Raw genomic sequence first — 26,886 nt, forward strand, 5'->3', positions numbered from 1 at the left:
GCGTGGTACCTAACAAGAGTCGCACCGGCAGTGTGGGCGGTCAAGTCGAACGCACCGCAGAGACGCACCGATGGGCACTCCCGACATACAAATATACCCTATTTGGGGGGTTTAACGAAAGGGTCTACCTCTCCATAAACCCAACCAAACTACCTCGGGGTTCGCTCCACCGTTCCACTACTCCCGTCACCTTGCCCGGCGTGTCGCAACCTCGGAGCAGCTCAAGCAGCTTGACGCAGGACTCCCTGGACCCCTCCGCGACGACCTCCACCCGGCCGTCGTCCATGTTGCGCGCCCACCCGGCCAGGCCCAGCTCAAGCGCCCGCGCACGGGTCCACCAGCGGAAGCCGACACCCTGGACACGACCCCTTACCCAGGCCGTCAGCCGCGTGTCATCGCCCATTCATCCGGTCACTCTCTGTAGATTTACTACCACTTCTCCGGCATTTCGGTCGGCAGCCACCTCGGCGAACGCGGTCACCGCCGCCGTACGCCGCGTACGCTGCCACACCAGGCCGAGCACCGAGTCCGGCAGGCCCGTGACCGGCACGAACGTGACGTCGTCGCGCCCCAGATAGGCCGCCGTCGGGGTGCAGAACAACATGCTCCCGCGGTTCAGCGCGACCTCGGTCAGGCCCTCCTGGCTCGTGGAGACCGCCCCGGCCGACGGGATGGGCAGGCCGCCGGGCGTCGTCACCGGGGCCGTCAGTTCCCTCCAGCAGCGCGGCGCCGGGCCCTCCACCCCGACCAGCGGCACTCCTGCCAGCTCTTCCGCGTCGATGGACACACGCCCTGCCAGCGGATGCGCCGGTGACAGGGCCAGCTTCAACGGCACCCGGTTCAGCGCGACGCTCGTCTCCAGATCGGGCTCGGCGACCGGAAGCAACGTGAACGTGAGATCCACCACACCCTCGCGCACCTTGCCGAACGGATTGGACAGCGGGACCTCGACCAGCTCTACCGCGCACTCGGGGAAGCGGTGCTCGAAGGCGCGCACCGCCCCGGTGACGACCTCGCCCGGCGCGCTGAGGAATCCGACGCGCAGCACGCCGTACACACTCCTCGCGGCCGATCTGGCGCGGTTCACCGCGCCGTGCAGCCCCTCGTAGGCGGGGCGCACGTCGGCGAGGAAGCGCTCGCCCAGCGGGGTCAGCCGGACCCGGCGGCTCGTCCGCTCGAAGAGCCGGGCGCCGATCGAATCCTCCAGCGAGCGGACGATCTGGCTGACCCGGCCGGGAGACAGGTACAGCCGCTCGGCGGCCTTGGCGAAATGGAGCTCCTCGCTCACCACCACGAACGTCTCCAGCTGTCTGAACTCCATAGCACCCCTTAGTCCAGCTAAACCAAGGATTCGATCTTCGGCATTGTTCCCGCGGACGCCCGTTCACAGGCTTGGACCATGACGACGATTGACACATCCCGGGCATATTGGCCCGCCATCCTCGCCACGGCCGTGGGCATTTTCATCGTGGTGACCAGCGAGATGATGCCCATCGGGCTGCTGACGCCGATCAGCGGCGCGATGGGGGTTTCCACCGGCGTCGCCGGGCTGACCATGTCGGCGCCCGGCCTGGTCGCCGCGGTGGCCGCCCCCGTGCTGGCCATGAGCGTACGCGGGCTCGACCGGCGCGCGCTGCTGGCCGGGCTCATGGCGCTGCTGGTGCTGTCGAACCTGGTGGCGGCGCTCGCGCCCAATTTCACGGTGATGATGGCGGCCCGGGTGGTGACCGGCGTGAGCATCGGCGGCTACTGGGCCTTCGCCGCGAGCCTCGCCGTACGGCTGGTGCCGCCGGGCTCCGTGGGCCGGGCCACCGCCATGATCGCGGGCGGCGTCTCCGTGGCCTCCGTGCTCGGTGTCCCCACGGGCACGCTGATCGCCTCCCTGGCCGACTGGCGCTGGGCGTTCGGTGTGATGGCGATGCTCGCCCTGGCCGTCACCGCGGCGCTCCTGGTCCTGCTTCCATCGCTGCCCGCCGAGAGCACGGTGAGCCTGGGCGGCGTCTGGCGCGACCCCGGCATGCGGGCCGTGCTGATCGTCATCGGAGTGCTCGTGATCGGCCACTTCGGCGCGTACACCTATGTCCGGCCCTTCCTGGAGCAGAGCGGCGCCGACATCAGCCTCACCCTGCTCGCCTACGGCCTGGCCGGCGTGGCCGGCAACTTCGCCGCGGGCGCGCTCGCCGCGAGGCGGCCCAAGCAGGTGATCATCACGCTGGCCCTGCTCGTCGCCGTGGCCACCGCGGCACTGCCCCTGACGAGCGACCCGCTTCTGCTGGTCGTGCTGTGGGGCATGGCCTACGGCGGCGTCTCCGTCACCAGCCAGCTCTGGATGATCAAGGCGGGCGGCGGCGAGTCCGGCATGGCCTGGGTGTCGTCGGTGTTCAACGCCACCATCGCCGCCGGCGCGCTGGTCGGCGGGCGGATCGTGGACAGCGTGTCGCTGTCGGCCGTGCTGTGGTTCGCGGCGGTGATGGCCGTGCTCAGCGCGGCTTACGCTGGCACGTCGGGCAGGAGTAGGACGAGCGGTTCATGAACGGGTCACGCCTGATCGGGGTGCCGCACCGCGAACACGGCAGGTCGCGCCTGCCGTAGGCCTCCAAGGAGCGCTCGAAGTAGCCGCTCTCGCCGTTGACGTTGACGTAGAGGCTGTCGAAGGACGTGCCGCCCTGCGCCAGGGCGGAGCTCATGACCGCGCGCACCCCGGCGAGCAGCTCGGTGACCTTGGGCTGGGTGAGGGTCCTGGTCGAGCGGGCCCAGTGGAGCTTGGCCAGCCACAGCGCCTCGTCGGCGTAGATGTTGCCGACGCCGCTGATCAGCGACTGGTCGAGCAGCGCCCGCTTGACCTCGGTGTTCTTCGCCTTCAGCTTGCGGGCGAAGACCTCGTCGGCGAAGGAGTCCTCGAACGGGTCGGGCGCGATGTGCGCGATCGGCTCGGGGACCCCGCCGGCCATCGGCGTGACCATGACGTGGCCGAACGTGCGCTGGTCGACGAAGCGCAGGTCGGGGCCGCCGTCGGCGAAGCGCAGCCGTACGCGCAGATGCTTCTCCAGCGGCGAGTCCGGCCGCACCACGAGGAGCTGGCCGCTCATCCCCAGGTGGGCCATGAGCGCGTCGCCGGGGCCGAGCGGCAGCCACAGGTACTTGCCGCGACGCTCGGCCGAGACGATCGTGCGGCCCTTCAGCCGCGAGGCGAACTCGTCGGCCCCGGGCAGATGCCGCCGGACGGCGCGAGGATGCAGCACCTCGGCCTCGGCGATCTCCCGCCCGGTGACCCATTCCGCGAGGCCGCGGCGGACGACCTCAACCTCGGGCAGTTCGGGCATCTCTAACCGGCCGGCTGGCTCTCGCGCTGCTCGCGACGCGCCCTGATGCGGGTCCAGGCCGCCTCGGCCGCCTGCTGCTCGGCCTCCTTCTTGCTGCGGCCGGTGCCCGAACCGTAGGACTCGCCGCCCACGCGCACCACCGCGGTGAACGACTTGGCGTGGTCGGGGCCGCTCTCCTCGACGTGGTACTCGGGCACGCCGAGCGCCTCGGAGGCGGTCAGCTCCTGCAACGAGGTCTTCCAGTCGAGGCCGGCGCCCAGCGAGGCCGAGCGCACGATCAGCGGATCGAACAGCACGTGCACGACGCGGAAGGCCTCTTCCAGGCCCTTGTCCACGTAGATCGCGCCGATCAGCGCCTCCAGCGTGTCGGCCAGGATGGACGACTTGTCGCGCCCGCCCGTGCCCTCCTCGCCCCTGCCGAGGCGGAGGAAGCGGCCCAGGCCCAGGGACCTGGCCACGTCGGCCAGCGCGCGCATGTTGACCACCGCGGCCCGCAGCTTGGCCAGCTGGCCCTCGGGCAGATCGGGGTGGTTGCGGTAGAGCGTATCGGTGACGACCAGGCCCAGCACCGAGTCGCCCAGGAACTCCAGGCGCTCGTTGGTGGGCAGGCCGCCGTTCTCGTACGCGTAGGAGCGGTGCGTCAGCGCCCGCTCAAGGATGTCGGAAGCGAGTCGCGCGGAAAGGACTCGTTCCAGTTCGTCTCTGGCGACCTCCACGGCCACCGGCTTAGGACCTGCGCCCACGTGTTTCCTCCTCGGACACCTTCACATGGCGCGATGGCTGTGGAAGATGCCCGAAAACGTGGTGGGCGTCGGGGATGGTGTCCCGGCGTCCACCACGGCCGCGGGCGAACCGCCACCGCACGCATCTCAGACGTTAACGCCGACCGGGGCACAATTGCACCCGGTCGGCATCACGTCAACTCTGCGAATCAGGCAGACGGCTCGACGACCTGACGGCGGTTGTACGTACCGCAGCTCGGGCAGGCGATGTGCGGCTGCTTCGGCGAACGGCACTGCGGGCAGCTCACCAGCGCGACAGCAGTCGTCTTCCACTGGGAGCGACGGGCGCGGGTGTTGCTCCGCGACATCTTTCGCTTCGGGACGGCCACGTCACTTCTCCTGATCGTTATCGTTCTCGGTAACCAGACCTTGCAACGACGCCCAGCGGACGTCGATCTTCTCGTGCCGGTGGTCCGGGCCGGCGTCAGCCAGCCTGGCCCCGCACTCCACGCAGAGCCCCTGGCAGTCGTCACCGCACATGGGGCTCAACGGCAGTGCGAGCACCGCCGCGTCGCGGAACGTCGGCTCGAGGTCGAGCAGCTCACCGTCGAGCAGCGAATCCTCCTCCGAGGCGTCCTCGTCGGAGTAGAAGAACAGCTCCTGCAGCGCCACCTCGATGCCCGAGGAGATCGGGTCGAGACAGCGGGCGCATTCCCCGGCCAGCGGGGCCCGCGCCGTGCCACTGACGAGCACGCCTTCCATCACTGCTTCGAACCGGAGATCCAGCTCGACTTCGGCGTCCTTGGGGACACCGATCATGTCGACGCCGAGATCCGCCGGTGCCGGGAGCGAGAGCCGGCGCTCCAGCATCGAGCCCGGTCGCTTGCCCAGGTCGTGGGTGGAGATCACCCATGGGGAGCGGGGGTCGAGGTGCTGAGTCATCCTTGCTCTCGCTAGGCATGGCGAAACGATCGCCGTCGTACAAGGCCGAATAGAAAGAATACCAGGCCCTGGTCAGCCCCTGAGCCGCTCGATGAGCAGCTTGTGCACCAGATCCGGGACCAGGCCGGACACGTCCCCGCCGTAGCGGGCGATCTCCTTGACCCTGCTGGACGAGAGAAAAGAGTACTCGGGGTTGGTCGGCATGAACAGCGTCTCGACCCCGGACAGGCGATAGTTGAGCTGCGCCATCTGCAGCTCGTAGTCGAAGTCGCTGACCACCCGGATGCCCTTGACGATCGCCGGGATGTCGTTCTCCTTGCAGAAGTCGACCAGCAGGCCGTGGAACTTCCGCACCTTGACGTTCGGATACTCCTTGGTCACGGTCTGCAGGACGTCGATCCGCTCGTCGACCGTGAACAGGCTGCTCTTCTCGAGGTTGATGAGCACCGCGACGGTCACCTCGTCGTAGAGCCGGGCGGACCGGCCGATGATGTCGAGATGACCGTTGGTGATGGGGTCGAACGACCCCGGGCAGACAACGCGCCGCAAGATGCCCTCCCAGGCTTACGGGTCCCTGGCGGCGCGACCGTACCAAACGGACGCTTCACCATATCGACGGACCCTCTCCTCAACGTAGCCTTCCGGCCATACCAGGGCATTTCCCCTGCTCTCGCGTTCAACCGCGATCAGGGCGTCCTCCGCGAGCCAGCCGTTGTCCCTGAGCCGGGCCAGAACCTCCAGAACATCGTCATCCGCCACCGCATAGGGCGGATCCGCGAACACCACGTCATAAGGCTCCTCCCCCGGCTTGGCCAGCACCCGCTCCACCCGGTCGTGCACCACCTGAGCGCCGTCCAGCCCGAGCGCCGCGACGTTCGCCCTGATCGTCCGGGCCGCCTTCGCGTCCGACTCCACCAGCAGCGCATGGACGGCCCCACGCGACAAAGCCTCCAGCCCGACCGCCCCGGAACCCGCGAACAGATCCATCACCCGCGCCCCGTCCAGCCAGTGAAGTGAACCGAGGGTAGAGAAGATCCCTTCCCTTGCCCTGTCGCTGGTAGGTCGCGTCCCGCGCCCCGGCGGAACCGCCAGCCGACGCCCACCCGCGCTCCCCGCGATGATCCGAGTCATGAGGGCCATTGTCCCCCATGTCACCGCAGGTCAAGAGTGGACAAGTGTCGGCCTCGACTGCGCAAGGGTCGTTCCCTTGGGGCGGGTGGGGCCGCATGATGATGACTGCGGCCTTCGAGGTGACCCAAATGGAGGCCGACCGGCGTGATCGTGAGCCCTTCCGCACGCCGGATCCCTCGGCACCTGACCCGAGGGTGGGCCCAGCCGGGGACGGCATTCGGGGGGAGGCCGTCCCCGCCGCTGGGCCTAGTTCGCTGTCAGGGGCTCTTTCTCTCTCGCTCATTCGTCGGGCTTTCACGCCCTTTCGCCGTTACGGCAAGCCGGGTTACCGCCACCCGCCGTCGTGCGTTTCCGCCGATCGTGGGGATCGCTTCTCACGTCGCACGTGGTCCCCGCCGCAACGGCGACACGTGCACCGGCCACCGTGCCCCACCCCGGCCACCCGCCAAAGGCGCCGAGCACCACCGCCCCACACCCCACCGCGCGGCGCCACAAACCCTCGATGGCGTCCCGGCCGCGCGCCCGGAACCCGCCGCAGGCGCCTCCACGGCCTCCTCCGGCCGTGCCGGCGGCTCGGCTGCCCTTCTGGGCGTGACGCCGCCTGCCAGGCCTTCCTGACGCCACGTGCCTACCCTCCCGAACCGCCCCACAGCGCGCGGTGGCCGGGGTTGGAGGATGGAGTGGTCAGGTCTTTTCGAGGTAGGTGGCCTTTTCGTCGGCCAGGAGGCGGGCTATTTCGGCTCGTAGGCCCTCGTGGGAGGTCAGGGCGGGGTCCTTTTCCAGGAAGGCGGCCGCCTCGGCCCGGGCGGTTTCGATGACGTCCTCGTCGCGGAGCAACTGCAGCATCTTCAGCGACGAGCGCTTGCCGGACTGAGCCGCGCCCAGCACGTCGCCCTCGCGGCGTTGTTCCAGGTCGACGCGGGACAGTTCGAAGCCGTCCAGGGTCGAGGCGACCGCGTCCAGGCGGGCCCTGGCCGGGGTGCCCTCGGGGAACTCGGAGACCAGGAGGCACAGGCCGGGCAGGCCGCCTCTGCCGACCCGGCCGCGGAGCTGGTGGAGCTGGGAGACGCCGAACCGGTCGGCGTCCATGATGATCATGACGGAGGAGTTGGGCACGTCCACGCCCACCTCGATGACCGTCGTGGCCACCAGCACGTCGACCTCGCCCCGGGTGAAGGCGCGCATGACCGCGTCCTTCTCCTCCGGCGGCAGTTTGCCGTGCAGCACCTCCAGGCGCAGGCCGTGCAGCGGGCCCTCGGCCAGCATCTCGGCCACCTCCAGCACCGCCAGCGGCGGCCGCCGTTCCTCGTCGGACGACGTCACCGACTCCAGGTCGCCCTCGTCGCCCTCAAGGTCGCCGATGCGCGGGCAGACGATGTACGCCTGGCGGCCCAGGCCGACCTCCTCCCGCACGCGCTGCCACGTGCGTTCCAGGAAGTGGGGCTTCTCGGCCGCCGGAACCACGTGGGTGGTGATCGGGGCACGGCCCGACGGGAGCTGCGACAGCGTGGAGACCTCCAGGTCGCCGAAGACGGTCATGGCGACCGTGCGCGGGATCGGGGTGGCGGTCATCACCAGAACGTGGGGCCGGCCGCCGCCGGCCTTCTCGCGCAGGGCGTCGCGCTGCTCGACGCCGAAGCGGTGCTGCTCGTCGACGACGACCAGACCCAGGTCGGCGAACTGCACGTGCTCCTGGAGCAGGGCGTGCGTGCCGACGACGATGCCGGCCGTACCGGAAGCCGCGTCGAGGAGGGCCGCGCGGCGGGCCGCCGCGCCCATGGAGCCGGTGAGCAGGGTCACCGCGGTGCCGCCGAACATGCCGCCGGTGGCGAGGTCGCCGAGCATCGCGGTGATGGAGCGGTGGTGTTGCTGGGCCAGTACTTCGGTGGGGGCGAGCAGGACGGCCTGGCCGCCCGCGTCGACGACCTGGAGCATCGCGCGCAGCGCCACCACGGTCTTGCCCGCGCCGACCTCACCCTGGAGCAGGCGGTGCATCGGGTGGGGCAGGGCGAGGTCGGCGGCGACCTCCTCGCCCACCGCGGCCTGGCCCTCGGTCAGGGAGAACGGCAGGCGGGCGTCGAAGTCGTCGAGCATGCCCCCGGAGCTGCGCGGACGCGGCTTGGCCGGCCACGCGGTCGCGGCCTGCCTGCGCTGCAGCAGCACGGCCTGGAGCACGAACGCCTCGTCGAACTTCAGCCGGTCGCGCGCCCGGTGCACCTCGCCGAAGTCCTTCGGCCGGTGGATGGCCACCAGCGCGTCGCCGAGGTCGGCCAGACCGTGGCGGGCGCGCAGGTCGGCGGGCAGCGGGTCGTCGAGCGGGCCGAGCGTGTCGAGCACGATGCCGATCGCGCGCCTGATCGCCCAGGGGGTGAGGTCCTTGCCCGCCGGGTAGATCGGCACCGGCGCGGTGGAGAACTCCTCCGCGCTGGTCTCGCTCTCGTCGAACAGCTCGAACTCGGGGTGCGTCAGCTGCCAGCGCGGGGTGGCGCGGGAGCCGAACGCCCCGACCCTTCCGGCGAACATGCCGCGTCTGCCCGGCTTCAGGCGGGACTCGGCCACGTGGGAGCCCTTGCCGAAGAACGACAGGTAGATCTTCTTGCCGGTGCCGTCGACGACCTCGACCTCCAGCCAGGTGCCGCCGCGGTTGCGCATGGGCTTGCGCATGGCGCGGGTGACCTCGCCGACCACGGTGACGTGCTCGTCGACCTCCAGCATGTCGAGCGAGGTGAGCTCGCCGCGCTCGGCGTAGCGGCGCGGATAGTGGCGCAGCAGGTCGCCCACGGTCTCCAGGCCGAGCACGCTGTGCAGGAGCTTGGCGGTTTTCGGGTCGAGCGCCTTGGCCAGCGGCTCGTCGAATCGGCTTCTCCTGCCTCCTTCGTCGGAGGAGGCGGACGAAGCCATGGCGCTGTGTTCGCTCACGGTCCTATGTTCTACCGCGTGTGACCGACAGGAATCATTCCACGCCGATGAGCAATGGGTAGCCGCCCTGGCCGCCGGGGTAGACGACCAGGTCGGCGTCGGGGCGGGAGATGGACAGGTGCCGCTCCACGTGCGGCGCCAGCCGTACCGGAGCGTCCTTGCCCGTGACGAGGGTCACGAGCTCGCCGCCGCCCGCCAGCATCCGGTCCACGACGAGCGTGGCGACCTCGTCGAGCGCGGCGCCGATGTGCACGACGTCGCCGTCGATCAGGCCGAGCACGTCGCCGGGACGGCACAGCCCCGCGCTGGTGACGGCCTCGCGGTCGGCGACGGTGATGTGGCCGTGGCGGGTGTGTCCCGCGGCGTCGGTCATCGCGACCACGTCGTCGTCGAAGCGGCGCAACGGGTCGTGGACGGCCAGCGCCGCCAGCCCCTGCACGGTGGCCTTGGTGGGCAGCACGCTGACCGTGACGCCGTCCTCGCGGGCGATCTCCGCCGCGGCGGCGGCCACGTCGCCCACGCTCTCGTCGTTCGGCAGCACCGTGACCTCGCCGCCCGCCTCGCGGATCGCGGCCAGCATCTCGGGCAGGGAGGGGCTGGTGCCGGGCTCGCGGCGTACCACGACGGCCCCGCACTCCTCGAACAGCGCCGCGATCCCGTCACCCGCCGCGACCGCCACCACGCCTCTGCCTGCGCCGCCTCTGTGCGTACGCTCGGCGAGGTAGGTCACCCTGATCCGGTGCGGTCGTCCCGCCTTCAGCGCCGCCTCGATCGCCGGACCGGCCTCCTCGACGTGCACGTGGACGTTCCACAGCCCGTCGCCGCCGACCACGACCAGCGAGTCGCCCATCGCGTCGAGCTCGGCGCGCAGCCCGGCCACCGCCTCGTCCTCGGCGTCGAGCAGGTACATCACCTCGTAGCCCGCGCCCACCTCGGCCATCGGCGTCACGCGCCCGGTCGGGGCGGGCACCTCGAAGCGCCGCGTGTGGGTGCCGGTGATCACCGCCTCCAGCGACTCCAGGATGATCGCCAGCCCGGCCCCGCCCGCGTCCACCACGCCGCTGCGCGCCAGCACGTCGAGCTGCTCGGGGGTGCGTCTGAGCGCCGCCCGCGCCTGCCCCGCCGCCCGCCTGGCGACCTCTTCGAGGTCACCGTCCAGATCGTGTACGGCTACCGCCACGGCCGACAGCACGCTGAGCACGGTCCCCTCGACGGGCCTGGCCACCGCCTGCCTGGCCAGCTCGGCCGCCCTGACCAGCGCCGTCCGCAGGTCGGAGCCGCCCTTCAGCACCTCGGCCAGCCCGCGCAGCGCCTGGCTGACGATGACGCCCGAGTTGCCGCGGGCGCCGACCATCGCTCCATAGGAGAGGGTCTGCCAGACCACGGCCCCGTCCACGTCGTCGGGCAGCGACTCGACCGCCTCGGCCGCCGACAGCATGGTCAGGTACAGGTTGGTCCCCGTGTCACCGTCCGCGACGGGGAAGACGTTGAGCGCGTCGATCTCCGCTCTGGCCCGGCCCAGCGAGTCCGCCGCCAGCCGTGACCAACGCCGCACCGCGGGCGGCTCCAAGACCTGCATGTGGGCGATCCGACCTCCCTGAATGCGCTACCGTTAATGGAGGAGAATATCCCCGTTCGCCGGGGCGTCCAGTGCTGAGTTCGCGCCCACTGGTGCGGATCAGATATTCTCGTGTGGCTAGCCGGTTGTCCCGGCATGCCCTCCGCCCGGAATGCATCAGCGGACAGGGCTACATCGACTGTTTTAAGGAGCGATACCGTGGCTTCCGTCTGCGATGTCTGCCGCAAGGGGCCGACCTTCGGCAACAACGTGTCCCACTCGCACCGCCGCACCCGTCGTCGTTGGAACCCCAACATCCAGACGGTTCGCGCGGTCATCGGCGGCACGCCGAAGAAGCTGAACGTGTGCACCTCGTGCATCAAGGCGGGCAAGGTCACCCGCTAACACAACTTTTCTCGCAGAAGCCCGGCGCACCCCTAGAGTGCCGGGCTTCTGCGATGTCCGGCCGTCAGCGCGCCGGAGCGGACCGCGCGCGCCACTCCCATGCGTGGTCGACCGGGCCGATGCCGCCGCCCAGCGGGAAGCCGCGTGCGATGGCGCCGGTCACGTACTCCTTCGCCTTGGCCACCGCGACCGGCATCTCCTCGCCCTGGGCCAGGTGGGAGGCGATGGCGGAGGCCAGCGTGCAGCCGGTGCCGTGGGTGTGGCGGTTGTCGTGGCGTTCGGCGCGGAAACGGTATTCGGCGGTGCCGTCGGTCAGGAGGTCAACGGGATCGCCCGGCAGGTGGCCGCCCTTGATGAGCGCCCAGGTGGGCCCCAGCTCCAGGATCGCGTCGGCGGCGCGGCGCAGGCCGTCCTCGTCCTCGACCTTCACCGACGTGAGCTGCTCGACCTCCCAGAGGTTGGGCGTGACCAAGGTGGCCACCGGCAGCAGCCGCGTCTTGAGCGACTCCACCGCCTCGGGCACGAGCAGCGTGTCGCCGTGCTTGGAAACCCCCACCGGATCCACCACCGTGGGCGCGTCGTAGGCGCCGAGCACCTCGGCGACCAGCTCGACCAGCGCGGGCGAGGCCAGCATGCCGGTCTTGACGGCCTGCGCGCCGATGTCGCCCAGCACGGAGTCGAGCTGCGCGCGCACGGCCTCCGGCGGCAGCTCCCAGTAACCCTGGACGCCCAGGGAGTTCTGCGCCGTGACCGCGGCGATGACGCTCATGCCGTGCACGCCGTGGGCGAGCATGGTCTTCAGATCGGCCTGGATGCCCGCACCGCCGCCGGAGTCGGATCCGGCGACGGTCAGGACGCGTGGAGGGGTCACAACCGTCATGTCCCCCATCCAATCATTCAGCTGAGCGAGCACTCCCCGCCGACCAGCCCGCAACTCTCCGGCGCCTTGCCCCTGCCGATCGCGGTGAACGTCACGCTCGCCGTCGCGCCGGTCGCCAGCGACTGGGAGACGTCGATGATCAGCAGCTGGCCGTCCTGGGTCCAGCCGGCGCCGTCCACGTCCGTGACCCGGCCGGAGACCGGCAACGACACGGTGAGGCCGCCCATCGTCTCGGTGGAGGCGTTGACCACGTCGACGCTCGCCCTGTAGGTGGTGAGGCCCTGCTTCGTGACGTCGAACCGCATGTTCACCGAACTGCCGCCCGGCGCCTGCCTGAGGCCCGAGGACTGCGTGTTCTGCGGGTTCGGCACCCCGGCGTCCGTCGGGAAGGTGCCCGAGCTCGGCTCCGCCGTACTCGTCGGCTCCGAGGTCGGCTCCTCGGTCGCCGTCGACTGCGGCGTCGGCTCGGCGTCCTCGGTGGGCTGCGTGGTCTTCTTCTGCTTCGTCTTGGTCGGGGTGGGCTTGGGAGTCGGGGTACGGCGGGGCGCACGCGCGCTGAACGTCGGCGACGGCCGCTTCGACTCCGAAGGCGTCGCCTCCTCGGGCTCTTCCGTCAGCTGCTCCTCATCCGGTTCCCCCTCGCCGGGACCCGGATCGCTGACCGACGGAACGGGCTGGCCGTCGTTCCCCGACTGCTGAACGGCCGCGCAACTCCCCTGCTTGCATTCGCCGGAGGCGCCCATCATCTTGACGCCGGCCACCGTACCGCCGAGCACCACGGCCACGGCCGCCACCGACAACAGCGCCACCCGCGCCCTGCCACCGGACGGCGGCCCGCCGGGCAGGTCGTCGCCGCGGGGCGGCGGCTTGCGGCGGCCGCGCTTGCTCTTGCCCTGGGGCTCTTCGGGCATGTCACCCTCGGACGACCAGCCGGAACCCATGAAACCGTCATTGCTCTCGGCCCAGGCGGGCATCGGCGATACGACGGTCGGGGAACCGGCCACCTTGATGTCGCCGGGTTCGGGCGGCAGGCCGCCGGTGTCCCAGGGTTGGGCGGCGGTGTGCTGCGCTGCGGTGTCGTCCTGAGCCGCGAACGGATCCGGCGGTTGTGCCGCGAACGGGTCCGAGGCGGGACGGCCTTGACCCGGGAAGGGAGCGGAGGCGTCCTGCCCCGCGAAGTGCGGTTGCCCCCCGACCGGAGGCTGACCCCCGACCGGAGACTGACCCCCGACCGGAGACTGACCCGCGAACGGAGGCTGGCCCGCGTGCGGGGGCTGGGCCGCGAAAGGATCCGACGGGAAGGCCGCCGTGTTCCCATCGCTCCCAGGCTGCTCCCCGAAGCGCTGAGTCTCGTCGTGCGGCCGCTCAAAGCCCCCGCCACCTACCGACCGATTGAAAGGTCCAGAGGCGGAGGGCTGAGGCGGCGGAGCGAAGGCCCCCGTGGTCTCGAACGGCTCAGGGGTACGCCCGGCGGGCCCTTGCCCGGGAGCCGCGCCCTGGAAGCCGTCGAAGGCGTCGGGACGGGTAAAGGCCCCGGTGGTCTCAAAGGGATCCGTCCCAGAGGCCCCGATCACGGGACCACCCCCGGAACGCCCCGCCATCGGCTCCGCGCCAGGGTGACCCGCCATGGGCTCCGCACCAGGACGACCCGCCATCGGCTCTGTACTGGGACGGCCCGCCATCGGGTCGCCGGCTGGACGGCCTGGCATGGGCTCTGGGCCGGGACGTCCAGCCGTGGAGTCACCGGCGGGATAGCCGGGTGTCGAGCCCATGCCGGGATGACCTGATGCGGCACCCATGCCCGCGCCTCCGGGGATGGGACCCGTGTGAGCGGGTCCGTCCATCGGGCCTGGGCCGGGACGGCCCGCCATCGGGTCCATGCCTGGGCGACCCGCCGTGGGGTCTGCGCCAGGGCGGCCCATGGTGGGGTGGCCGGGCTCTGGGGTCTGGCTGGGGTGGCCCGGGGCGGGGTCGCCTGTGGGGTGGCCGGGGCGGGTGCCCGGCTGTGGGGACCATTGGCCCGTGACCTCTAGTTGGTCCGGGGGCGCGGGCCAGCCCGGCTCCTGGTCGTTGATGGCGAAGAAGGAGCTGGTGGCCGAAGGATCCGGGGCTGCTGACCAGGCGGCGGCTGGATCGGTGGTGGACCTGAGGTCCTCCTCCTGTGAGTCGTCCGGCCTGCTCATCCCCCAATCACTGCCGTCATCGGATCCACCTGTGCCGTGGCGGCCCATGGCTGCCCTTTCTGCCGGTTACAGTGGCCGCCAATCTTCATAACACCTTTACTACGCCTTTGTCACAGCTTTCACGGGAGTCACTACTCATTCCCTGAAAATTTTACGTAAAACGGGACAAGTCATCCCTGGAAGTGGTCCCAACCCCGTGGTCCATCGTCACGCCCCGTAACCGTGACGCCTTCGCCGGCCTCGATCCGGCCCACGATTCGCCACTCGGGCGGCAGCCGTACCTCCGAGGGGAACACCGCCACCAGCGCGTGATCCTCACCCCCGGCCAGCACCCAGTCGAGCGGGTCGGCCCCGAGCTCCTTGGCGGCGGCAAGCACCGGCTCGTCCACCGCGAACGCGGCCGGATCCAGCACGATCCGCACGCTGCTCGCCTTCGCGATGTGCCCCAGGTCCTGGAGGAGGCCGTCGCTGACGTCCATCATCGCGCTCGCCCCGAGCCGCGCCGCCTCAGGTCCGCTCCGGTACGGCGGGCGGGGCCGCCGATGCCCCTCCACTGCCTCCAGCAACAGCCCTTCCACCCCCACAGCTCCAGTCCCCGCCTCAGGCACGGCCTCCCCGGCCACGACCGCATGGGAAGCGGTGCCACGCGGCCCCGAGCCGGCAGACCAAGCACCGGAGCGCTCCGCACCCCCAACACCGGGGACGGAGGAGCCAGGGCCCATGGACGCGGAGGTCAGGGGCGTGGGGCCGGAAGGCGGGCCCATGGGGGCGGGCGGGGGGCGGTCCGGGTCCGGGGTAGGGCGGAGCGGGTCGGTGGGGTCCGGGGCGGGGGGTGATGTGTTGGCAGATCCGGAGGTGGCAGGGGGTGGGGTTGTGGACTCGGGAGTTGGGGCGGGAGTCGCAGGGGGTGGGGTCGCGGGGGCGGGGGTGGGTGAGGGTGGAAGGTGGCCGGATTCCAGGAGGGCCAGGCCGGCGGCGGCGTGGCCCAGGCGGCCGGATATGGCGACCAGCTGGCCCGGCTTCGCGCCGGAGCGGGTTACCGGGGCTTGGCCGGACAAGGTGCCGAGGGCGGTTACGCCTATGACCACTGTGTCGGAGCGGGCCAGGTCGCCGCCGACCACCGAGGCGCCGACCAGGGCGCACTCGTCCCGGAAGCCCAGCGTGAGTTCGTCCACCCAGGACAGGGGGAGGTCGGCGGGCATGCCCAGGGCGACGACCATGGAGGTGGGGGTGGCGCCCATGGCGGCTATGTCGGCGAGGTTCTGGGCGGCGGCCTTGCGGCCGACGTCGTAGCCGGAGGACCAGTCGCGGCGGAAGTGGCGGCCCTCCACCAGAAGGTCCGTCGAGACGACGACCCGGCCGTCGGGCGCGGTGACGACGGCCGCGTCGTCTCCGGGGCCGAGCAGTACGCCGGGCCCCTGGGGCAACTGTCCGGAGATTCGGGATATAACCCTAAACTCACCGAAATTTCCGACTCTAATGGTGCACCTCCTGTGCAAACACGGTATGTGGAGGCCTGCTTCACCTGCCCGCCAGGGTGCCTACGTATGCTGAAACACACACAGGACACGCCGGGTCACGCAGGTGCGAACCCGGGCGACCGGCCACACTCCCGCACACCGGCCGGGAAAGGGTACGGTGGCCCTTCGGCGCTGATCCAATTCGCCCTGGAGGACGTCATGGTGCAGGCCTACATCCTTATTCAGACCGAAGTGGGCAAGGCCGCGACCGTGGCCCGCGAGATCGCCGGCATCCCCGGCGTCACGCAGGCCGAGGACGTGACCGGCCCCTACGACGTGATCGTGCGCGCGGAGGCCCGCAACGTCGATGAGCTCGGCAAACTGGTCGTGGCCCAGATTCAGGCGGTGGAGGGAATCACCCGTACTCTTACGTGCCCGATCGTGCACATCTAGAGCCAGAGAGCCTTTCCCTCATGCGCGCCGCCGCCGTCCTCCTCGTCCTGCTGGCTGCCGCCGGATGCGGCGGCGCCGTACAGGTGGAACCGCCCGCGCCACAGGGTGCGGCGGCCACGGCGTGCGCCGAGCTCGGCCCGCTGCTGCCCCAGACGCTGGGGGGCGCGGAGCGCACCACCTCCAGCCCCGAGTCGCCCTACGTCGCCGTCTGGGGCGAGGGCGAGATCGCGGTGCGCTGCGGCGTCGGACGGCCGGCCAGGATGGCGCCGACCGACCAGTTGCAGGAGATCGACGGGGTCGGCTGGTTCGCCGACCCGGACCGGAGCACGTTGTTCACCGCGATCACCGACGTGGCCTATGTCGAGACCACGATCGCGGCCGGGCACGTCGCTCCGGAGATCCTCGCGCGGCTGTCCGGGGCGATCGGCCAGGTCACCTCAGCGAAGACCGGGTGAACGGCGCAGCGCCAGCCGCACCAGCCGGTCCACCAGCGCCGGGTAGTCGAGCCCGGAGGCGGCCCAGAGTTGCGGCGCCACCGACAGCGAGGTGAAGCCGGGCATCGTGTTGATCTCGTTGAAGATCAGCTTGCCCTCGGCCGTGTAGAAGAAGTCGACCCGCGCCAGGCCCTCGCACTCCAGCGTCTCGAAGGCGCGCACCGCCATGGCGCGCAGTTCCTCGGCCACCTCGGCGGGGATGTCGGCGGGCACGGTCAGCGACATCTGGTCGGGGTAGTACTTGGCCTCGAAGTCGAAGAACGCCTGCCCGCCCTCGACCTGTACCTCGCCGGGCCGCGAGGCGGCGGGGGGATCGTCGTCCAGCGACTCCAGCACCGCGCACTCGATCTCGCGGCCGACGATCGCGGCCTCGATGAGCACCTTGGGGTCGTGCGCGCGGGCGGCCTCGACGGCCGCCTCCAGCGAGGCGTGGTCGTGCGCCTTGGAGATGCCCTGGGAGGAACCGGCGCGGGCCGGCTTGACGAACACCGGCCAGCCGAGCTCCTCGGCCTCCTTGAGCACCCGGTCGCGGTCGAGGCGCCAGTCGCGGTCGCGTACGACCACGTAGCGGCCGACGGGCAGCCCGGCGGCGGCCATGACCGTCTTCATGTACGCCTTGTCCATGCCGACCGCGCTGGCCAGCACACCGGAGCCGACATAGCGGACCCCGGCCATCTCCAGCAGTCCCTGGATGGTGCCGTCCTCGGCGAACGGGCCGTGCATCACCGGGAAGACCACGTCGACGGAGCCCAGTTCCACGGGGATGCTGCCGGGGTCGTAGGCCACCAGCGAACCGCCGTCGGCGGGCAGGGCGAGCGCGGCCCCCGAGGTGTCGACCACGGGCAGCTCACCCGCCTCGATGGCGAAGCGCTGGCTGCCTGTGGCGAGCACCCACCTGCCGTCCTGGGCGATCCCGATCGGGATCACTTCGTACTTGGTCCTGTCGATCGCGTCCAGAACACTGCCGGCCCCCATGAGGGAGACGGCGTGCTCGGAATTGCGACCTCCGAATACGACGGCGACGCGTGGCTTGCTCATGGTGTCCGAATCTACCGGAGACAGCCGCTCAGACGCCGTAACGCTCGGGTTTGGGCGAGCGCGACATCAGCAACATCCCCGCCTCCCCGGGCGACATGCCGTCGTGCACGACACCCACGACGACCTCGGTGATCGGCATTTCGACGTCGTGCTTGCGCGCCAGTTCCAGCACCGACTCGCAGGACTTGACTCCTTCCGCGGTCTGGCGCGTCGCGGCGATCACCTCTTCGAGGGTCATGCCGCGGCCCAGGTTCTCGCCGAACGTGCGGTTGCGCGACAGCGGCGAGGTGCAGGTGGCCACCAGGTCGCCCATGCCGGCCAGGCCGGAGAAGGTGTGGGGGTCGGCGCCGAGCGCCGCGCCGAGCCGGGAGATCTCGGCCAGCCCACGGGTGATCATCATGGCGGCCACGTTGTCGCCCATGCCCATGCCCACGGCGACGCCGACGGCCAGCGCGATCACGTTCTTGACCGCGCCGCCCAGCTCCACGCCGACGACGTCGAGATTGGTGTACGGGCGAAACCACGGCGGCAGGTGGCAGGCGTCCTGCAGCCGCTTGGCCACGGCCTCGTCCGTGCAGGCCACGACGGTCGCGGCGGGCTGGCGCTGGGCGATCTCCTTGGCCAGGTTGGGCCCGGAGACGACCGCCACGCGCTCCTCCGGCACGCCAGCGACCTCGCGGATCACCTCGCTCATCCGCTTGGTGGTGCCGAGCTCGATGCCCTTCATCAGGCTGACCAGCACCGCGCCGTCGGGGATGTGCTCGCGCCAGGTGTCCAGGTTCCCGCGCAGTGTCTGCGACGGTACGGCCAGCACCACGAAGTCGGCCCCGTCCAGCGCCTCGGCCGCCGAGTCCGTGGCACGCAGCGAACCGGGCAGGGCGATGCCGGGCAGATAGTCGGGGTTCTCCCCCGTCGAGTTGATCGCCGAGACGAGTTCGGGCCTGCGCCCCCAGAGCACCGTCTCGTTGCCCGCCTCGGCCAGGATCATGGCGAACGTGGTCCCCCACGATCCGGTGCCGAACACAGCGGTCTTGGTCATGCGTTCACCGCCCGGCGGGATCGAAGGGAGTTTCCGGAGCCTTCTCGCCGCGCAGCTCGGCGAGCTGAACGGTGATCGCCGCCATGATGTCGGCGGTGGCCTCGCGCAGCACGTCGGCGTGCGCCGGCCGGCCCGCGTACTTGGACAGGTCGACCGGCGGCCCCACCGAGACCCGGAAGGTCTTGCGCGGGAACAGCCGGGGCCGCTTCTCCCCATAGGGCAGCAGTTCCTGGGCTCCCCAGTGCGCCACCGGGACGACCTTGGCGCCGCTCTCCAGGGCCAGGCGCGCGGCGCCGGTCTTGCCCGCCATCGGCCACAGGCCGGGGTCGCGCGTGACGGTGCCCTCCGGGTAGAAGAGCACGGCCGCGCCGTCGCGCAGCCGTTCCGCCGAGTAGCTGAGCGACTTGGCCGCGTCGCTGCTGCCCCGCTGGACCGGGATGGCCAGGAGCCCGCGCACGGCCGCCCCGAGTCCCGGCACCTTGAACAGCCCGGCCTTGGCCAGGATGACCGGCCAGCGGCCGTTGTTGTAGAGGAAGTGGGCGAGCAGCACCGGGTCGGCCCACGACAGGTGGTTGGTGGCGATGATCATGCCGCCGGTCCGCGGGACGCGCTCGCCGTGCCGCCAGTCCTTCTTGACCAGGAGCCACGACAACGGCTTCACGATCACCACCGCGAGGGTTTCCCAGAAGCGCGATGGTCGCACGGGGCGGCTCATGGTCTCCTCCAACAGGTACGGAATGCGTCTCAAGTCTCCCGGTTGGCCGCACGGGATGTCGAGGCACGAGACTTAAGCCTATGAGCATCCGCTGGTCACTGGTCATCCCGGTGAAGACGCTGGTCGCGGCGAAGACCCGGCTGGCCGCCGCCACGGGTCCCCACCGCACCCGGCTCGCCGTCGCGGTCGCCTGCGACACCGTCTCGGCGGCGCTCTCCTGCCCGCTCGTGGCGCGGGTAGTCGTGGTGACGGCCGATCCCGCCGCCGCCGGTCCGCTCGGCGCCCTCGGCGCCGAGGTGGTGCACGATCCCGACCGCGGCCTCAACACCGCCCTGCGCACGGGGGCCGCCCATGCCGTACGGCTGGCGCCGCACGAGCCCGTGGGCGCCCTCCAGGCCGACCTGCCCACGCTGCGGCCGCCGGAGCTGGCCGCGGTGCTGACGGCGGCGGCCGACCACGACCAGGCGTTCGTGCCCGACGCCCTCGACGTCGGCACCACCTTCTACGGCGTACGGCCCGGCGTCCCGTTCACCCCGCGCTTCGGCGGCGAGTCGCGGGCCAAGCACCTGGCCGGTGGCGCCAAGGAGCTGGAGCTCACGGGCATCGACTCGGTCCGCCGCGACGTGGACACCCCTGACGACCTGCGCGCGGCCATCGAACTCGGCCTGGGCCGCCACACGGCCGCCGTGGTGCGTCTGATGAAGGTGCCACCCCCTTTCTGAGGTTACGGCGAGCCGCCCCACCGCAACCCGCCGTCGTGCGCGGGCGCCGATCGTGGGTGTCGCTTCTCACGTCGGACGTGGTCCCCACCGCAACGGCCCCTCTTGACCGGCCAAGTGCTCCAATCCCCCGAAGCCGGCCGGCTTCGAGCGCGTAACCCCGGCGAGAGGCGAGGGTCAGGGAGCCGGGGTCAGGTCGAGGTGGCGGATCGCGCGGGACAGGACCACGGGCAGGTGTGCGGCGGCGACCAGCAGCACGCCGGTCACGAACACCGCTCGCCCGCCGGCCCACTCCCCCAGCGCCCCGCCGAGCAGCCCGCCGATCGGCACCGCGCTCCACATGAGGAAGCGCATGCTGGCGTTGACCCGCCCGAGCAGGTGCTCGGGCGTGGTGCGCTGGCGGTAGCTGACCTGGGTGATGTTGAAGACCACGCCGATCGCCCCGGCCAGCAGGGTGAACACCGGGAACAACGCCAGCCGCCACCCGCCCTCCACCAGCGTCAGGGGCAGGTTGAGCACCATGACCATGGCCGCCGTCCCGGCCAGGGTGCGTCCGGCACCGAAGCGCGCGGTGACGCGGGTGGAGAAGGCCGCCCCCGCCAGCCCGCCGACGGCGCCCACGGACAGCATCAGGCCGTAGAGCCCGGCGCCGACGCCCAGCTCCTTGATCAGGTAGAGCGGCTGGCCGACGAACCAGACGCCGTTGCCGAGCTGTGCCAGCGCGCCGAGCAGGGCGATGACGCGCAGGACCGGCTCGGCGACCACGTACGTGACGCCTTCGGCGACCTCCTGCCGCAGCCGCCGCCCCGCCTGCTTGGGCGCGGGCGTCTCCCGGACGCGTACGCGCGACAGCAGTACCCCCGAGGCGAGATAGCTGACGGCGTCGGCCAGCAGCGCGAACGGCGCGGTCAGCCAGTGCACGAGCAGGCCGCCGAGGCCGGGTCCAGCCAGCATGGAGATCCTGCTGGTGGCCTCCAGGACGCTGTTGCCGCGTTCGAGCCCGTCCTTGCCGACGACGGCGGGCAGGAAGCTCATGTGCGCGACGTCGAAGAAGACCGTGCAGAAGCCGATGACCAGCGCGACCAGGTAGAGCTGCGCCAGCGAGAACACCCCGAGCCACGCGGCGACCGGAACGCTCAGCAGCGCGAAGCCGCGGATCAGGTCGGTCCACACCAGGATGGGACGGCGGCGCAGCCGGTCCACCCAGACCCCGGCGGGCAGCCCGACCAGCAGGAAGGCGATCATCTCCGCGGCGGTGAGCAGCCCGAGCTGGAACGGCCCGGCGTCCAGGGTGAGCACGGCGGCCAGCGGGAGGGCGACGAAGGTGACCTGCGTGCCGGCCTGTGTCACGGCGTTCGCGACCGCGAATCGCGAGAAGTCGGCATTCCCCCGAAGGCGCATGGGTCTCGATCTTCCGGGGCTCGCCCGCGCGGGTCAAACGATTTACGCTGGTCGCGTGCAGGCGACAGTGCGTACCTACGACCCGGCCACCCGTTCGGGAACGGTCTTTCTCGACGACGGCACGGTCCTCGGCTTCCCGACCCGCGCCTTCGACGCTGGACCGCTCCTGCTGCTGCGCTCCGGCCAGCGCGTGAACCTGGCCGTGGCCGACGGCGAGGTCACGTTCATCACGCTCTCGACTTTCCCGATGCCCTGAAACGCGAGGGCCCGGACCCCGCTCAGAAGCGGGACCCGGGCCATCACGCAGAAGTGACTACTTCTTCTTCGACGCCTTCTTGCCGCCGGCGTTCACCAGCTCCTTGAAGTCGGAGCCGGGACGGAACTTAGGCGCCCAGCTCTCGGCCACCTTGATCTCCGCACCGGTCGACGGGTTCCTGGCCGTGCGCGCAGGCTTGTGAACCATCTCGAACGCGCCGAAGCCCGTGATCGAGACCTTGTCTCCGCTCGCCACAGCCTTCTGGACGGCGTCGATAATCGCGTTCACGGCCTCGGTGGCCGTCTTCTTGTCGCCCACCCGGTCAGCGATGGCGTCGACGAGTTCCCGCTTGTTCATCTATCCCCCTGTTACGGCTCGGGGTTCCAGCACACTCGCCTCACGTAGAAACCCCTTACGCGCTCGAAATTAAGGGGCTTTCCGGGGGAACTCAATCACCGGACGTGTTTTCTTGACCGCGTGGCGTGTCGTCGAGCCCCTCGACGAAGGCCTCCAGACGGCTGGCGGCGCGCTCCGGATCGCGCTTGGCCAGGTCGCAGATCGCCAGATATCTGCGGGCGACACGCTCTTTCTCGTCGGCGGGGAGCATGCGGACGCGGCGGTGCGCCTCGCGCAACCGCCGCGCCAGTTCGTCGTCTTCCAGGTCGTCGTCTAGACGGTCGTCGGCAGCCATGGCTGCCGACCATTCTCGTACGTGGCGATGTCATCGGCGTGACGCAGGGTCAGCCCGATGTCGTCCAGGCCCTCCAGCAGCCGCCAGCCCGTGTAGTCGTCGATCTCGAAACTCCACGCGTCCTGGCCGAGGCGGACCTCGCGTTCCACCAGGTCGACGGTGATCTGGGTGGTCGGGTCCGCCTCGACGGCCGCCTGCAGTTCCTCGACGACCTTGGCCTCCAGGATGACGGGGAGCAGGCCCATCTTGGTGGAGTTGTTGCGGAAGATGTCGCCGAAGCGGGCGGCGATCACCACGCGGAAGCCGTACTGCTGGATGGCCCAGACGGCGTGCTCGCGCGAGGAGCCCGTGCCGAAGTCGGGACCGGCGAGCAGGATCGAGGCGCCGTCGTAGACGGGGTTGTTCAGGACGAAGGAGGGGTCCTCGCGCCAGGCGGAGAACAGGCCCTTCTCGAAGCCGGTGCGGCTGACCTGCTTGAGCCAGACGGCCGGGATGATCTGGTCGGTGTCGACGTTGCTGCGGCGCAGCGGCACCGCCGTACCGGTGTGGGTGGTGAAGGCGTCCATGTGAGTGGTCCTCTGCGGTCAGGCCGTGACGGCCAGGTCGGCGGGCGCGGTCAGGCGGCCGGTTACGGCGGTCGCGGCGGCGACCTGCGGCGACACCAGGTGGGTGCGACCGCCCTTGCCCTGACGGCCCTCGAAGTTGCGGTTGGAGGTCGAGGCGCTGCGCTCGCCCGGCTGGAGCGTGTCGGGGTTCATGCCCAGGCACATCGAGCAGCCGGCCTGCCGCCACTCGGCCCCGGCGGCCTCGAAGACCTTGTCCAGGCCCTCCTTCTCCGCCTCCAGCTTGACCAGCATCGAACCGGGCACGATCAGCGTGCGCGTCCGCACCTGCCGCCCGCGCAGGATCTCGGCGGCGGCGCGCAGGTCCTCGATGCGGCCGTTGGTGCACGAGCCGACGAAGACGGTGTCGACCTCGATCTCGCTCAGCGGCGTGCCCGCGGTCAGGCCCATGTACTCCAGCGCCCGCTCGGCGGCCGCCCGCTCGGTCGCGTCCGCCATCTCCGCCGGATCCGGTACGGCCGCGCCCAGCGGCAGCCCCTGCCCGGGATTGGTGCCCCAGGTGACGAACGGCGTCAGCACCGAGGCGTCGATCTCCACGACCTTGTCGAACTCCGCGTCGTCGTCGGTCCTCAGCGTCTTCCAGTACTCGACGGCGGTGTCCCAGTCCGCCCCGGTGGGCGCGTGTTTACGGCCCTTGAGGTAGGCGAACGTGGTCTCGTCCGGAGCGATCATGCCCGCGCGGGCGCCGGCCTCGATCGACATGTTGCAGACGGTCATCCGGCCCTCCATCGAGAGCTTGCGGACGGCCTCGCCCCGGTACTCCACGATGTAGCCCTGGCCGCCGCCGGTGCCGATCTTGGCGATGATGGCCAGGATCAGGTCCTTGGCCGTGACGCCCACGGGCAGCTCGCCGGAGACCTCGATCGCCATCGTCTTGGGCCGGTAGGCGGGCAGCGTCTGGGTGGCCAGCACGTGCTCGACCTCGGAGGTGCCGATGCCGAAGGCGATGCCGCCGAACGCGCCGTGGGTGGAGGTGTGAGAATCGCCACACACGATCGTCATGCCCGGCTGGGTCAGGCCGAACTGGGGGCCGATGATGTGCACCACGCCCTGCCCGGCGTCGCCCATCGGGTGCAGCCGGACGCCGAACTCGGCGGCGTTCTTGCGCAGGGTCTCGACCTGCGTCTTGGAGACCGGGTCACTGATGGGGCCCAGCACGGTCGGCACGTTGTGGTCTTCGGTGGCGATGGTGAGATCGGGCCGGCGCACCTCGCGTCCGGCCATGCGGAGGCCGTCGAACGCCTGCGGGCTGGTCACCTCGTGGATGAGGTGAAGGTCGATGAAGAGCAGGTCGGGTTCGCCTTCCGCGCGCCGTACGACGTGTTGCTCCCAGACCTTCTCCGCCAGTGTGCGGCCCATTGATCTCCTCCTTGAGACTCCGCGCCGACTTGCTTTCTCATATGTCGAGACGGCAGTATCGGTGTATGGACAACTCTAGCGGAGTCGGCGTACTGGACAAGGCCGTTCTCGTGCTCAATGCCCTGGAGGCCGGACCGGCCTCGCTCGCGCAGCTCGTTCAGGCCACCGGTCTGGCCAGGCCGACGGCGCACCGCCTGGCCGTGGCACTGGAGCACCACCGCATCGTGACGCGCGACACGCAGGGCAGATTCGTCCTTGGACCGCGTTTGTCGGAGTTGTCCACAGCGGCGGGCGAGGACCGGCTGCTGGCCGTCGCGGCGCCGGTGCTGACCCAGTTGCGTGATTTGACCGGCGAGAGCGCCCAGCTTTACCGGCGCCAGGGTGACGAGCGCGTGTGCGTGGCCGCCGCCGAGCGGGCCAGCGGGCTGCGCGACACCGTGCCGGTCGGGTCGGCGCTGCCGATGACGGCCGGGTCCGCCGCGCAGATTCTGCTCGCCTGGGAGGAGCCCGACCGGCTGCACCGGGGGCTGCGCGGAGCCAAGTTCACCGCCGCCACCCTGGCCAGCGTGCGCCGGCGCGGATGGGCCCACAGCGTGGGCGAACGCGAGCAGGGCGTGGCCAGCGTCTCGGCCCCCATCAGGGGCAGCGGCGGCAAGGTGATCGCCGCCGTCTCGGTCTCCGGCCCGATCGAACGCCTCACCCGCGCGCCGGGCCGGCTGCACGCCGTCCCGGTGATGGCGGCGGCCGAGCGGATCACCGAGTCGATGCGCCGTTCCTCCTGAGGTGCCATGATCAGCTAAACCGTGTATTTGGGGAGCCGAGCGCGTCCCGGGCGCACTAGCCTGAGTGGGTGACAGATCGCATCGAGGTAGCCGCCACTGAGCTGCGACCCCTGCTCGAAGAGTTCATCGTCTGGGCGCGCACCAACGCCCCCGACAGCTCCCCCGAACTGGTGGGACCCGCCGCTCTTTGGCACCGCATCACCTTCTCCTCCAACGTCGGCACCTGGACGCGTGCCAACGTGCGGGGGGTCATGCTCGAACAGATGCCCAAGGTGGTGGACGACCCCGATGCCGCCGCCGACGGCATGGTCCCGGCGCTCGACGCCTACCTCACGTTCCTGTCGAAGTCCGGCCGCCTGAGCGAGCGCTCGGACGCGCTGGCCGACCTCCTCGGCGAACTCGCCGACGTCGAGGAGGACTTCATCGATCTGATGGAGGACCTCATCGGCGACGAAGAGGGCGACGACGCCGACGAGGACGACGAGGAGGAAGGCGGCGACCTCGGGGACTTCGAGCCGTTCGCCGACCGCCTCGCCGAGCTCGACACGATCCGGCTCAGCCCCGACTCCGAGCTGGCCGAGGCGGTGCGGGCCGTACCGCTGATCGCCAAGGCCCGTGACCTGTCGGTCTGGGTCGGCACCGGGCGCCGGGTCGGCGACGAGGCGCTGCTGTCCGACGACGAGGTGATCGAGGCCCTCGACGTGGTCGGGCTGCCGAAGCCACAGGCCGGCGAGGACGTCCCGCAGCTGTGGAACATCTGGAACCTCGCGGTCGACCTGGAGTTCATCGAGCCGGCCGGCGACGACACCGTCAGCGTCGACGACGACACCGCGAGCTGGCCCTTCGACGACGACGAGGACGTACTCGACGCGTGGATGCTGGGCCTGCACTCGGTCGACTACGGCGACCCCGAGCTCGACGACGACGATCTCACCATGGCCCTGGCCGGCCTCACCCGCGGGCTCCTGATCAGGCTGCTGCTGGCCGGCGGCGCCCGCGAGCTCGACGGCCTCAGGCGCGAACTGGAGGAGGCCGCCGCCGAGATCGACGAGCTCGGCTCCGAGGCCTGGGCCGCGGCCGCCCGCCACTACGGCGGCGACCCGCTCGCCCCCGTGCTCGACTGGCTGGTCGGCTACGGCATGGTGGCCGTCTCCGCCGAGGTCACGCTGACCCCGCTCGGCGTGGAAGGCGTCGTGCACCTGGCCGACGACGCCGACATCGAGGTGGACGCACGGCCCGCCATCGAGTCCATGAGCGCCCTCGACCTGCTCACACTGAGCGCCGAGCTGCCGGAGGAGGAGGCCGACGCCGAGTTCGCCGCGTGGATGGAGCTGCGCGAGCCGGGCCGGGCCGCCGAGGAACTCCTGGAGGCCGCGGCGCAGGACGACAACGACGCCCTGGTCCGCGTACAGGCCGCCAGCGTCGTCGGCACGCTGGGCGAGGCCGCCGTCCCGGCCTGGCAGGAGGCGCTGAACCATCCGGCGCTGCGCCCCTACGCCGCCACCCACCTCAGCCAGCTTGAGATCCCGGACGCCCCCGAGCCCACCCAGGACGACACCCACTGGCTCATCCTGGACATGTGGACCATCTCCGCGGGTCTGGGCCGCGCCGAGTTCGTGAGCAGCCTGCGGGACATCGGGCCCGAGCTCCTGAACAACCTCCTGGAGGTCATCTGGAAGATCCCCCACGCGCACGTGGAGGAGCTTCTCGACCTGATCTCCCAGGTCCACCCGGACAAGCAGGTCGCCAAGGCGGCCAAGCGCGCCCTGTTCAAGGCCCGCTCCACCGCCTGA

29 protein-coding genes are annotated in these 26,886 nt (G+C 70.8%); 8 read left to right on the forward strand and 21 right to left on the reverse strand.

What is annotated here, in order from left to right; translation table 11 throughout:
• Window positions 1-124: 124 nt before the first annotated feature.
• Entirely contained in the window at window positions 125-403 is a 279-nt protein-coding gene (locus tag ACIBI5_RS09395) for an acylphosphatase (RefSeq protein ID WP_184960384.1), read from the reverse strand.
• On the reverse strand, window positions 404-1,321 hold the full coding sequence (locus ACIBI5_RS09400; protein WP_397244927.1) for a LysR family transcriptional regulator: 918 nt from the start codon (window positions 1,319-1,321) through the stop codon (window positions 404-406). It abuts the gene before it with no gap.
• A gap of 78 nt (window positions 1,322-1,399) precedes the next feature.
• Here ACIBI5_RS09400 and ACIBI5_RS09405 point away from each other — a divergent pair, with 78 nt between their 5' ends.
• Entirely contained in the window at window positions 1,400-2,533 is a 1,134-nt protein-coding gene (locus ACIBI5_RS09405) for an MFS transporter (protein ID WP_397244929.1), read from the forward strand.
• Here the strand turns inward: ACIBI5_RS09405 and mutM are convergent.
• The 8 genes from mutM to ACIBI5_RS09445 all read right to left on the reverse strand — a co-directional run bounded on the left by mutM (window position 2,481) and on the right by ACIBI5_RS09445 (window position 10,616).
• Window positions 2,481-3,323 (reverse strand): bifunctional DNA-formamidopyrimidine glycosylase/DNA-(apurinic or apyrimidinic site) lyase, encoded by an 843-nt coding sequence (gene mutM / locus ACIBI5_RS09410; protein WP_397244931.1) that lies wholly within the window; start codon window positions 3,321-3,323, stop codon window positions 2,481-2,483. The genes ACIBI5_RS09405 and mutM overlap by 53 nt on opposite strands.
• 2 nt (window positions 3,324-3,325) lie before the next feature.
• A complete protein-coding gene (gene rnc / locus ACIBI5_RS09415) occupies window positions 3,326-4,045 on the reverse strand; it encodes a ribonuclease III (RefSeq protein ID WP_379612526.1) in 720 nt (239 codons plus the stop codon).
• Window positions 4,046-4,254: 209 nt separating this feature from the next.
• Window positions 4,255-4,434, reverse strand: coding sequence for a 50S ribosomal protein L32 (gene rpmF / locus ACIBI5_RS09420; RefSeq protein ID WP_184960388.1), 180 nt, complete (start codon window positions 4,432-4,434; stop codon window positions 4,255-4,257).
• A gap of 1 nt (window position 4,435) precedes the next feature.
• Window positions 4,436-4,987, reverse strand: a complete 552-nt coding sequence (locus tag ACIBI5_RS09425) for a YceD family protein (RefSeq protein ID WP_397244933.1) — start codon at window positions 4,985-4,987, stop codon at window positions 4,436-4,438.
• 72 nt (window positions 4,988-5,059) lie between these two features.
• On the reverse strand, window positions 5,060-5,536 hold the full coding sequence (gene coaD / locus ACIBI5_RS09430) for a pantetheine-phosphate adenylyltransferase (RefSeq protein WP_397244935.1): 477 nt from the start codon (window positions 5,534-5,536) through the stop codon (window positions 5,060-5,062).
• A gap of 15 nt (window positions 5,537-5,551) precedes the next feature.
• Window positions 5,552-6,118: a 16S rRNA (guanine(966)-N(2))-methyltransferase RsmD gene (gene rsmD / locus ACIBI5_RS09435; RefSeq protein WP_397244937.1), complete on the reverse strand. Its 567-nt coding sequence runs from the start codon at window positions 6,116-6,118 to the stop codon at window positions 5,552-5,554.
• Between the two features lie 684 nt (window positions 6,119-6,802).
• Window positions 6,803-9,019, reverse strand: coding sequence for an ATP-dependent DNA helicase RecG (recG, locus tag ACIBI5_RS09440; protein ID WP_397245292.1), 2,217 nt, complete (start codon window positions 9,017-9,019; stop codon window positions 6,803-6,805).
• A gap of 52 nt (window positions 9,020-9,071) precedes the next feature.
• Window positions 9,072-10,616, reverse strand: a complete 1,545-nt coding sequence (locus ACIBI5_RS09445; protein ID WP_397244939.1) for a DAK2 domain-containing protein — start codon at window positions 10,614-10,616, stop codon at window positions 9,072-9,074.
• Window positions 10,617-10,814: 198 nt separating this feature from the next.
• Here ACIBI5_RS09445 and rpmB point away from each other — a divergent pair, with 198 nt between their 5' ends.
• Window positions 10,815-11,000 carry a 50S ribosomal protein L28 gene (rpmB, locus tag ACIBI5_RS09450; RefSeq protein ID WP_049556934.1) on the forward strand — a complete coding sequence of 62 codons (186 nt, stop codon included), beginning with the start codon at window positions 10,815-10,817 and terminating at the stop codon, window positions 10,998-11,000.
• A gap of 64 nt (window positions 11,001-11,064) precedes the next feature.
• Here the strand turns inward: rpmB and thiD are convergent, their stop codons facing one another.
• The 3 genes from thiD to ACIBI5_RS09465 form a co-directional block, all read right to left on the reverse strand.
• Complete coding sequence (gene thiD / locus ACIBI5_RS09455) at window positions 11,065-11,889, reverse strand: bifunctional hydroxymethylpyrimidine kinase/phosphomethylpyrimidine kinase (protein ID WP_397244941.1); 825 nt, start codon at window positions 11,887-11,889, stop codon at window positions 11,065-11,067.
• A gap of 8 nt (window positions 11,890-11,897) precedes the next feature.
• A complete protein-coding gene (locus tag ACIBI5_RS09460) occupies window positions 11,898-12,791 on the reverse strand; it encodes a hypothetical protein (protein WP_397244943.1) in 894 nt (297 codons plus the stop codon).
• A 1,442-nt stretch (window positions 12,792-14,233) separates the two neighbouring features.
• A complete protein-coding gene (locus ACIBI5_RS09465; protein WP_397244945.1) occupies window positions 14,234-15,490 on the reverse strand; it encodes a thiamine-monophosphate kinase in 1,257 nt (418 codons plus the stop codon).
• Between the two features lie 252 nt (window positions 15,491-15,742).
• Here ACIBI5_RS09465 and ACIBI5_RS09470 point away from each other — a divergent pair, with 252 nt between their 5' ends.
• Window positions 15,743-15,976 (forward strand): Lrp/AsnC family transcriptional regulator, encoded by a 234-nt coding sequence (locus tag ACIBI5_RS09470; protein WP_184960545.1) that lies wholly within the window; start codon window positions 15,743-15,745, stop codon window positions 15,974-15,976.
• 20 nt (window positions 15,977-15,996) lie between these two features.
• Window positions 15,997-16,431: a DUF3515 domain-containing protein gene (locus ACIBI5_RS09475; protein WP_397244947.1), complete on the forward strand. Its 435-nt coding sequence runs from the start codon at window positions 15,997-15,999 to the stop codon at window positions 16,429-16,431.
• Here ACIBI5_RS09475 and ACIBI5_RS09480 read toward each other — a convergent pair.
• The 3 genes from ACIBI5_RS09480 to ACIBI5_RS09490 are packed head-to-tail and all read right to left on the reverse strand — an operon-like array spanning window position 16,414 to window position 19,262.
• The gene (locus ACIBI5_RS09480; protein WP_397244949.1) at window positions 16,414-17,508 is read right to left on the reverse strand and encodes a D-alanine--D-alanine ligase family protein; all 1,095 of its coding nucleotides are present in this window, start codon (window positions 17,506-17,508) and stop codon (window positions 16,414-16,416) included. The genes ACIBI5_RS09475 and ACIBI5_RS09480 overlap by 18 nt on opposite strands.
• A 28-nt stretch (window positions 17,509-17,536) precedes the next feature.
• Window positions 17,537-18,547 (reverse strand): NAD(P)H-dependent glycerol-3-phosphate dehydrogenase, encoded by a 1,011-nt coding sequence (locus ACIBI5_RS09485; RefSeq protein WP_397244951.1) that lies wholly within the window; start codon window positions 18,545-18,547, stop codon window positions 17,537-17,539.
• Between the two features lie 4 nt (window positions 18,548-18,551).
• Window positions 18,552-19,262: a lysophospholipid acyltransferase family protein gene (locus ACIBI5_RS09490; protein WP_397244953.1), complete on the reverse strand. Its 711-nt coding sequence runs from the start codon at window positions 19,260-19,262 to the stop codon at window positions 18,552-18,554.
• 80 nt (window positions 19,263-19,342) lie between these two features.
• Between ACIBI5_RS09490 and cofC the strand changes: the two genes are divergently transcribed.
• Window positions 19,343-19,984, forward strand: coding sequence for a 2-phospho-L-lactate guanylyltransferase (gene cofC / locus ACIBI5_RS09495; RefSeq protein ID WP_397244955.1), 642 nt, complete (start codon window positions 19,343-19,345; stop codon window positions 19,982-19,984).
• Window positions 19,985-20,158: 174 nt separating this feature from the next.
• On the opposite strand, the gene ACIBI5_RS09500 is transcribed toward cofC, so the two are convergent.
• The gene (locus tag ACIBI5_RS09500; RefSeq protein WP_397244957.1) at window positions 20,159-21,382 is read right to left on the reverse strand and encodes an MFS transporter; all 1,224 of its coding nucleotides are present in this window, start codon (window positions 21,380-21,382) and stop codon (window positions 20,159-20,161) included.
• A 55-nt stretch (window positions 21,383-21,437) separates the two neighbouring features.
• Here ACIBI5_RS09500 and ACIBI5_RS09505 point away from each other — a divergent pair, with 55 nt between their 5' ends.
• Window positions 21,438-21,638: a hypothetical protein gene (locus ACIBI5_RS09505; protein WP_397244959.1), complete on the forward strand. Its 201-nt coding sequence runs from the start codon at window positions 21,438-21,440 to the stop codon at window positions 21,636-21,638.
• A 57-nt stretch (window positions 21,639-21,695) separates the two neighbouring features.
• Here the strand turns inward: ACIBI5_RS09505 and ACIBI5_RS09510 are convergent, their stop codons facing one another.
• The 4 genes from ACIBI5_RS09510 to leuC form a co-directional block, all read right to left on the reverse strand.
• Entirely contained in the window at window positions 21,696-21,995 is a 300-nt protein-coding gene (locus ACIBI5_RS09510; protein WP_157250888.1) for an HU family DNA-binding protein, read from the reverse strand.
• Between the two features lie 91 nt (window positions 21,996-22,086).
• The gene (locus tag ACIBI5_RS09515) at window positions 22,087-22,329 is read right to left on the reverse strand and encodes a hypothetical protein (protein ID WP_397244961.1); all 243 of its coding nucleotides are present in this window, start codon (window positions 22,327-22,329) and stop codon (window positions 22,087-22,089) included.
• Window positions 22,308-22,895 (reverse strand): 3-isopropylmalate dehydratase small subunit, encoded by a 588-nt coding sequence (gene leuD / locus ACIBI5_RS09520; protein WP_397244964.1) that lies wholly within the window; start codon window positions 22,893-22,895, stop codon window positions 22,308-22,310. The genes ACIBI5_RS09515 and leuD overlap by 22 nt, the downstream gene beginning before the upstream one ends.
• 18 nt (window positions 22,896-22,913) lie before the next feature.
• Window positions 22,914-24,311: a 3-isopropylmalate dehydratase large subunit gene (leuC, locus tag ACIBI5_RS09525; RefSeq protein WP_397244966.1), complete on the reverse strand. Its 1,398-nt coding sequence runs from the start codon at window positions 24,309-24,311 to the stop codon at window positions 22,914-22,916.
• 65 nt (window positions 24,312-24,376) lie between these two features.
• On the opposite strand from leuC, the gene ACIBI5_RS09530 reads away from it, so the two are divergent.
• The gene (locus ACIBI5_RS09530; protein WP_157250884.1) at window positions 24,377-25,093 is read left to right on the forward strand and encodes an IclR family transcriptional regulator; all 717 of its coding nucleotides are present in this window, start codon (window positions 24,377-24,379) and stop codon (window positions 25,091-25,093) included.
• 68 nt (window positions 25,094-25,161) lie between these two features.
• Window positions 25,162-26,886, forward strand: a complete 1,725-nt coding sequence (locus ACIBI5_RS09535) for a hypothetical protein (RefSeq protein WP_397244968.1) — start codon at window positions 25,162-25,164, stop codon at window positions 26,884-26,886.

It is taken from the genome of Nonomuraea sp. NPDC050540, assembly GCF_044457485.1.
Classification (GTDB): Bacteria; Actinomycetota; Actinomycetes; order Streptosporangiales; family Streptosporangiaceae; genus Nonomuraea.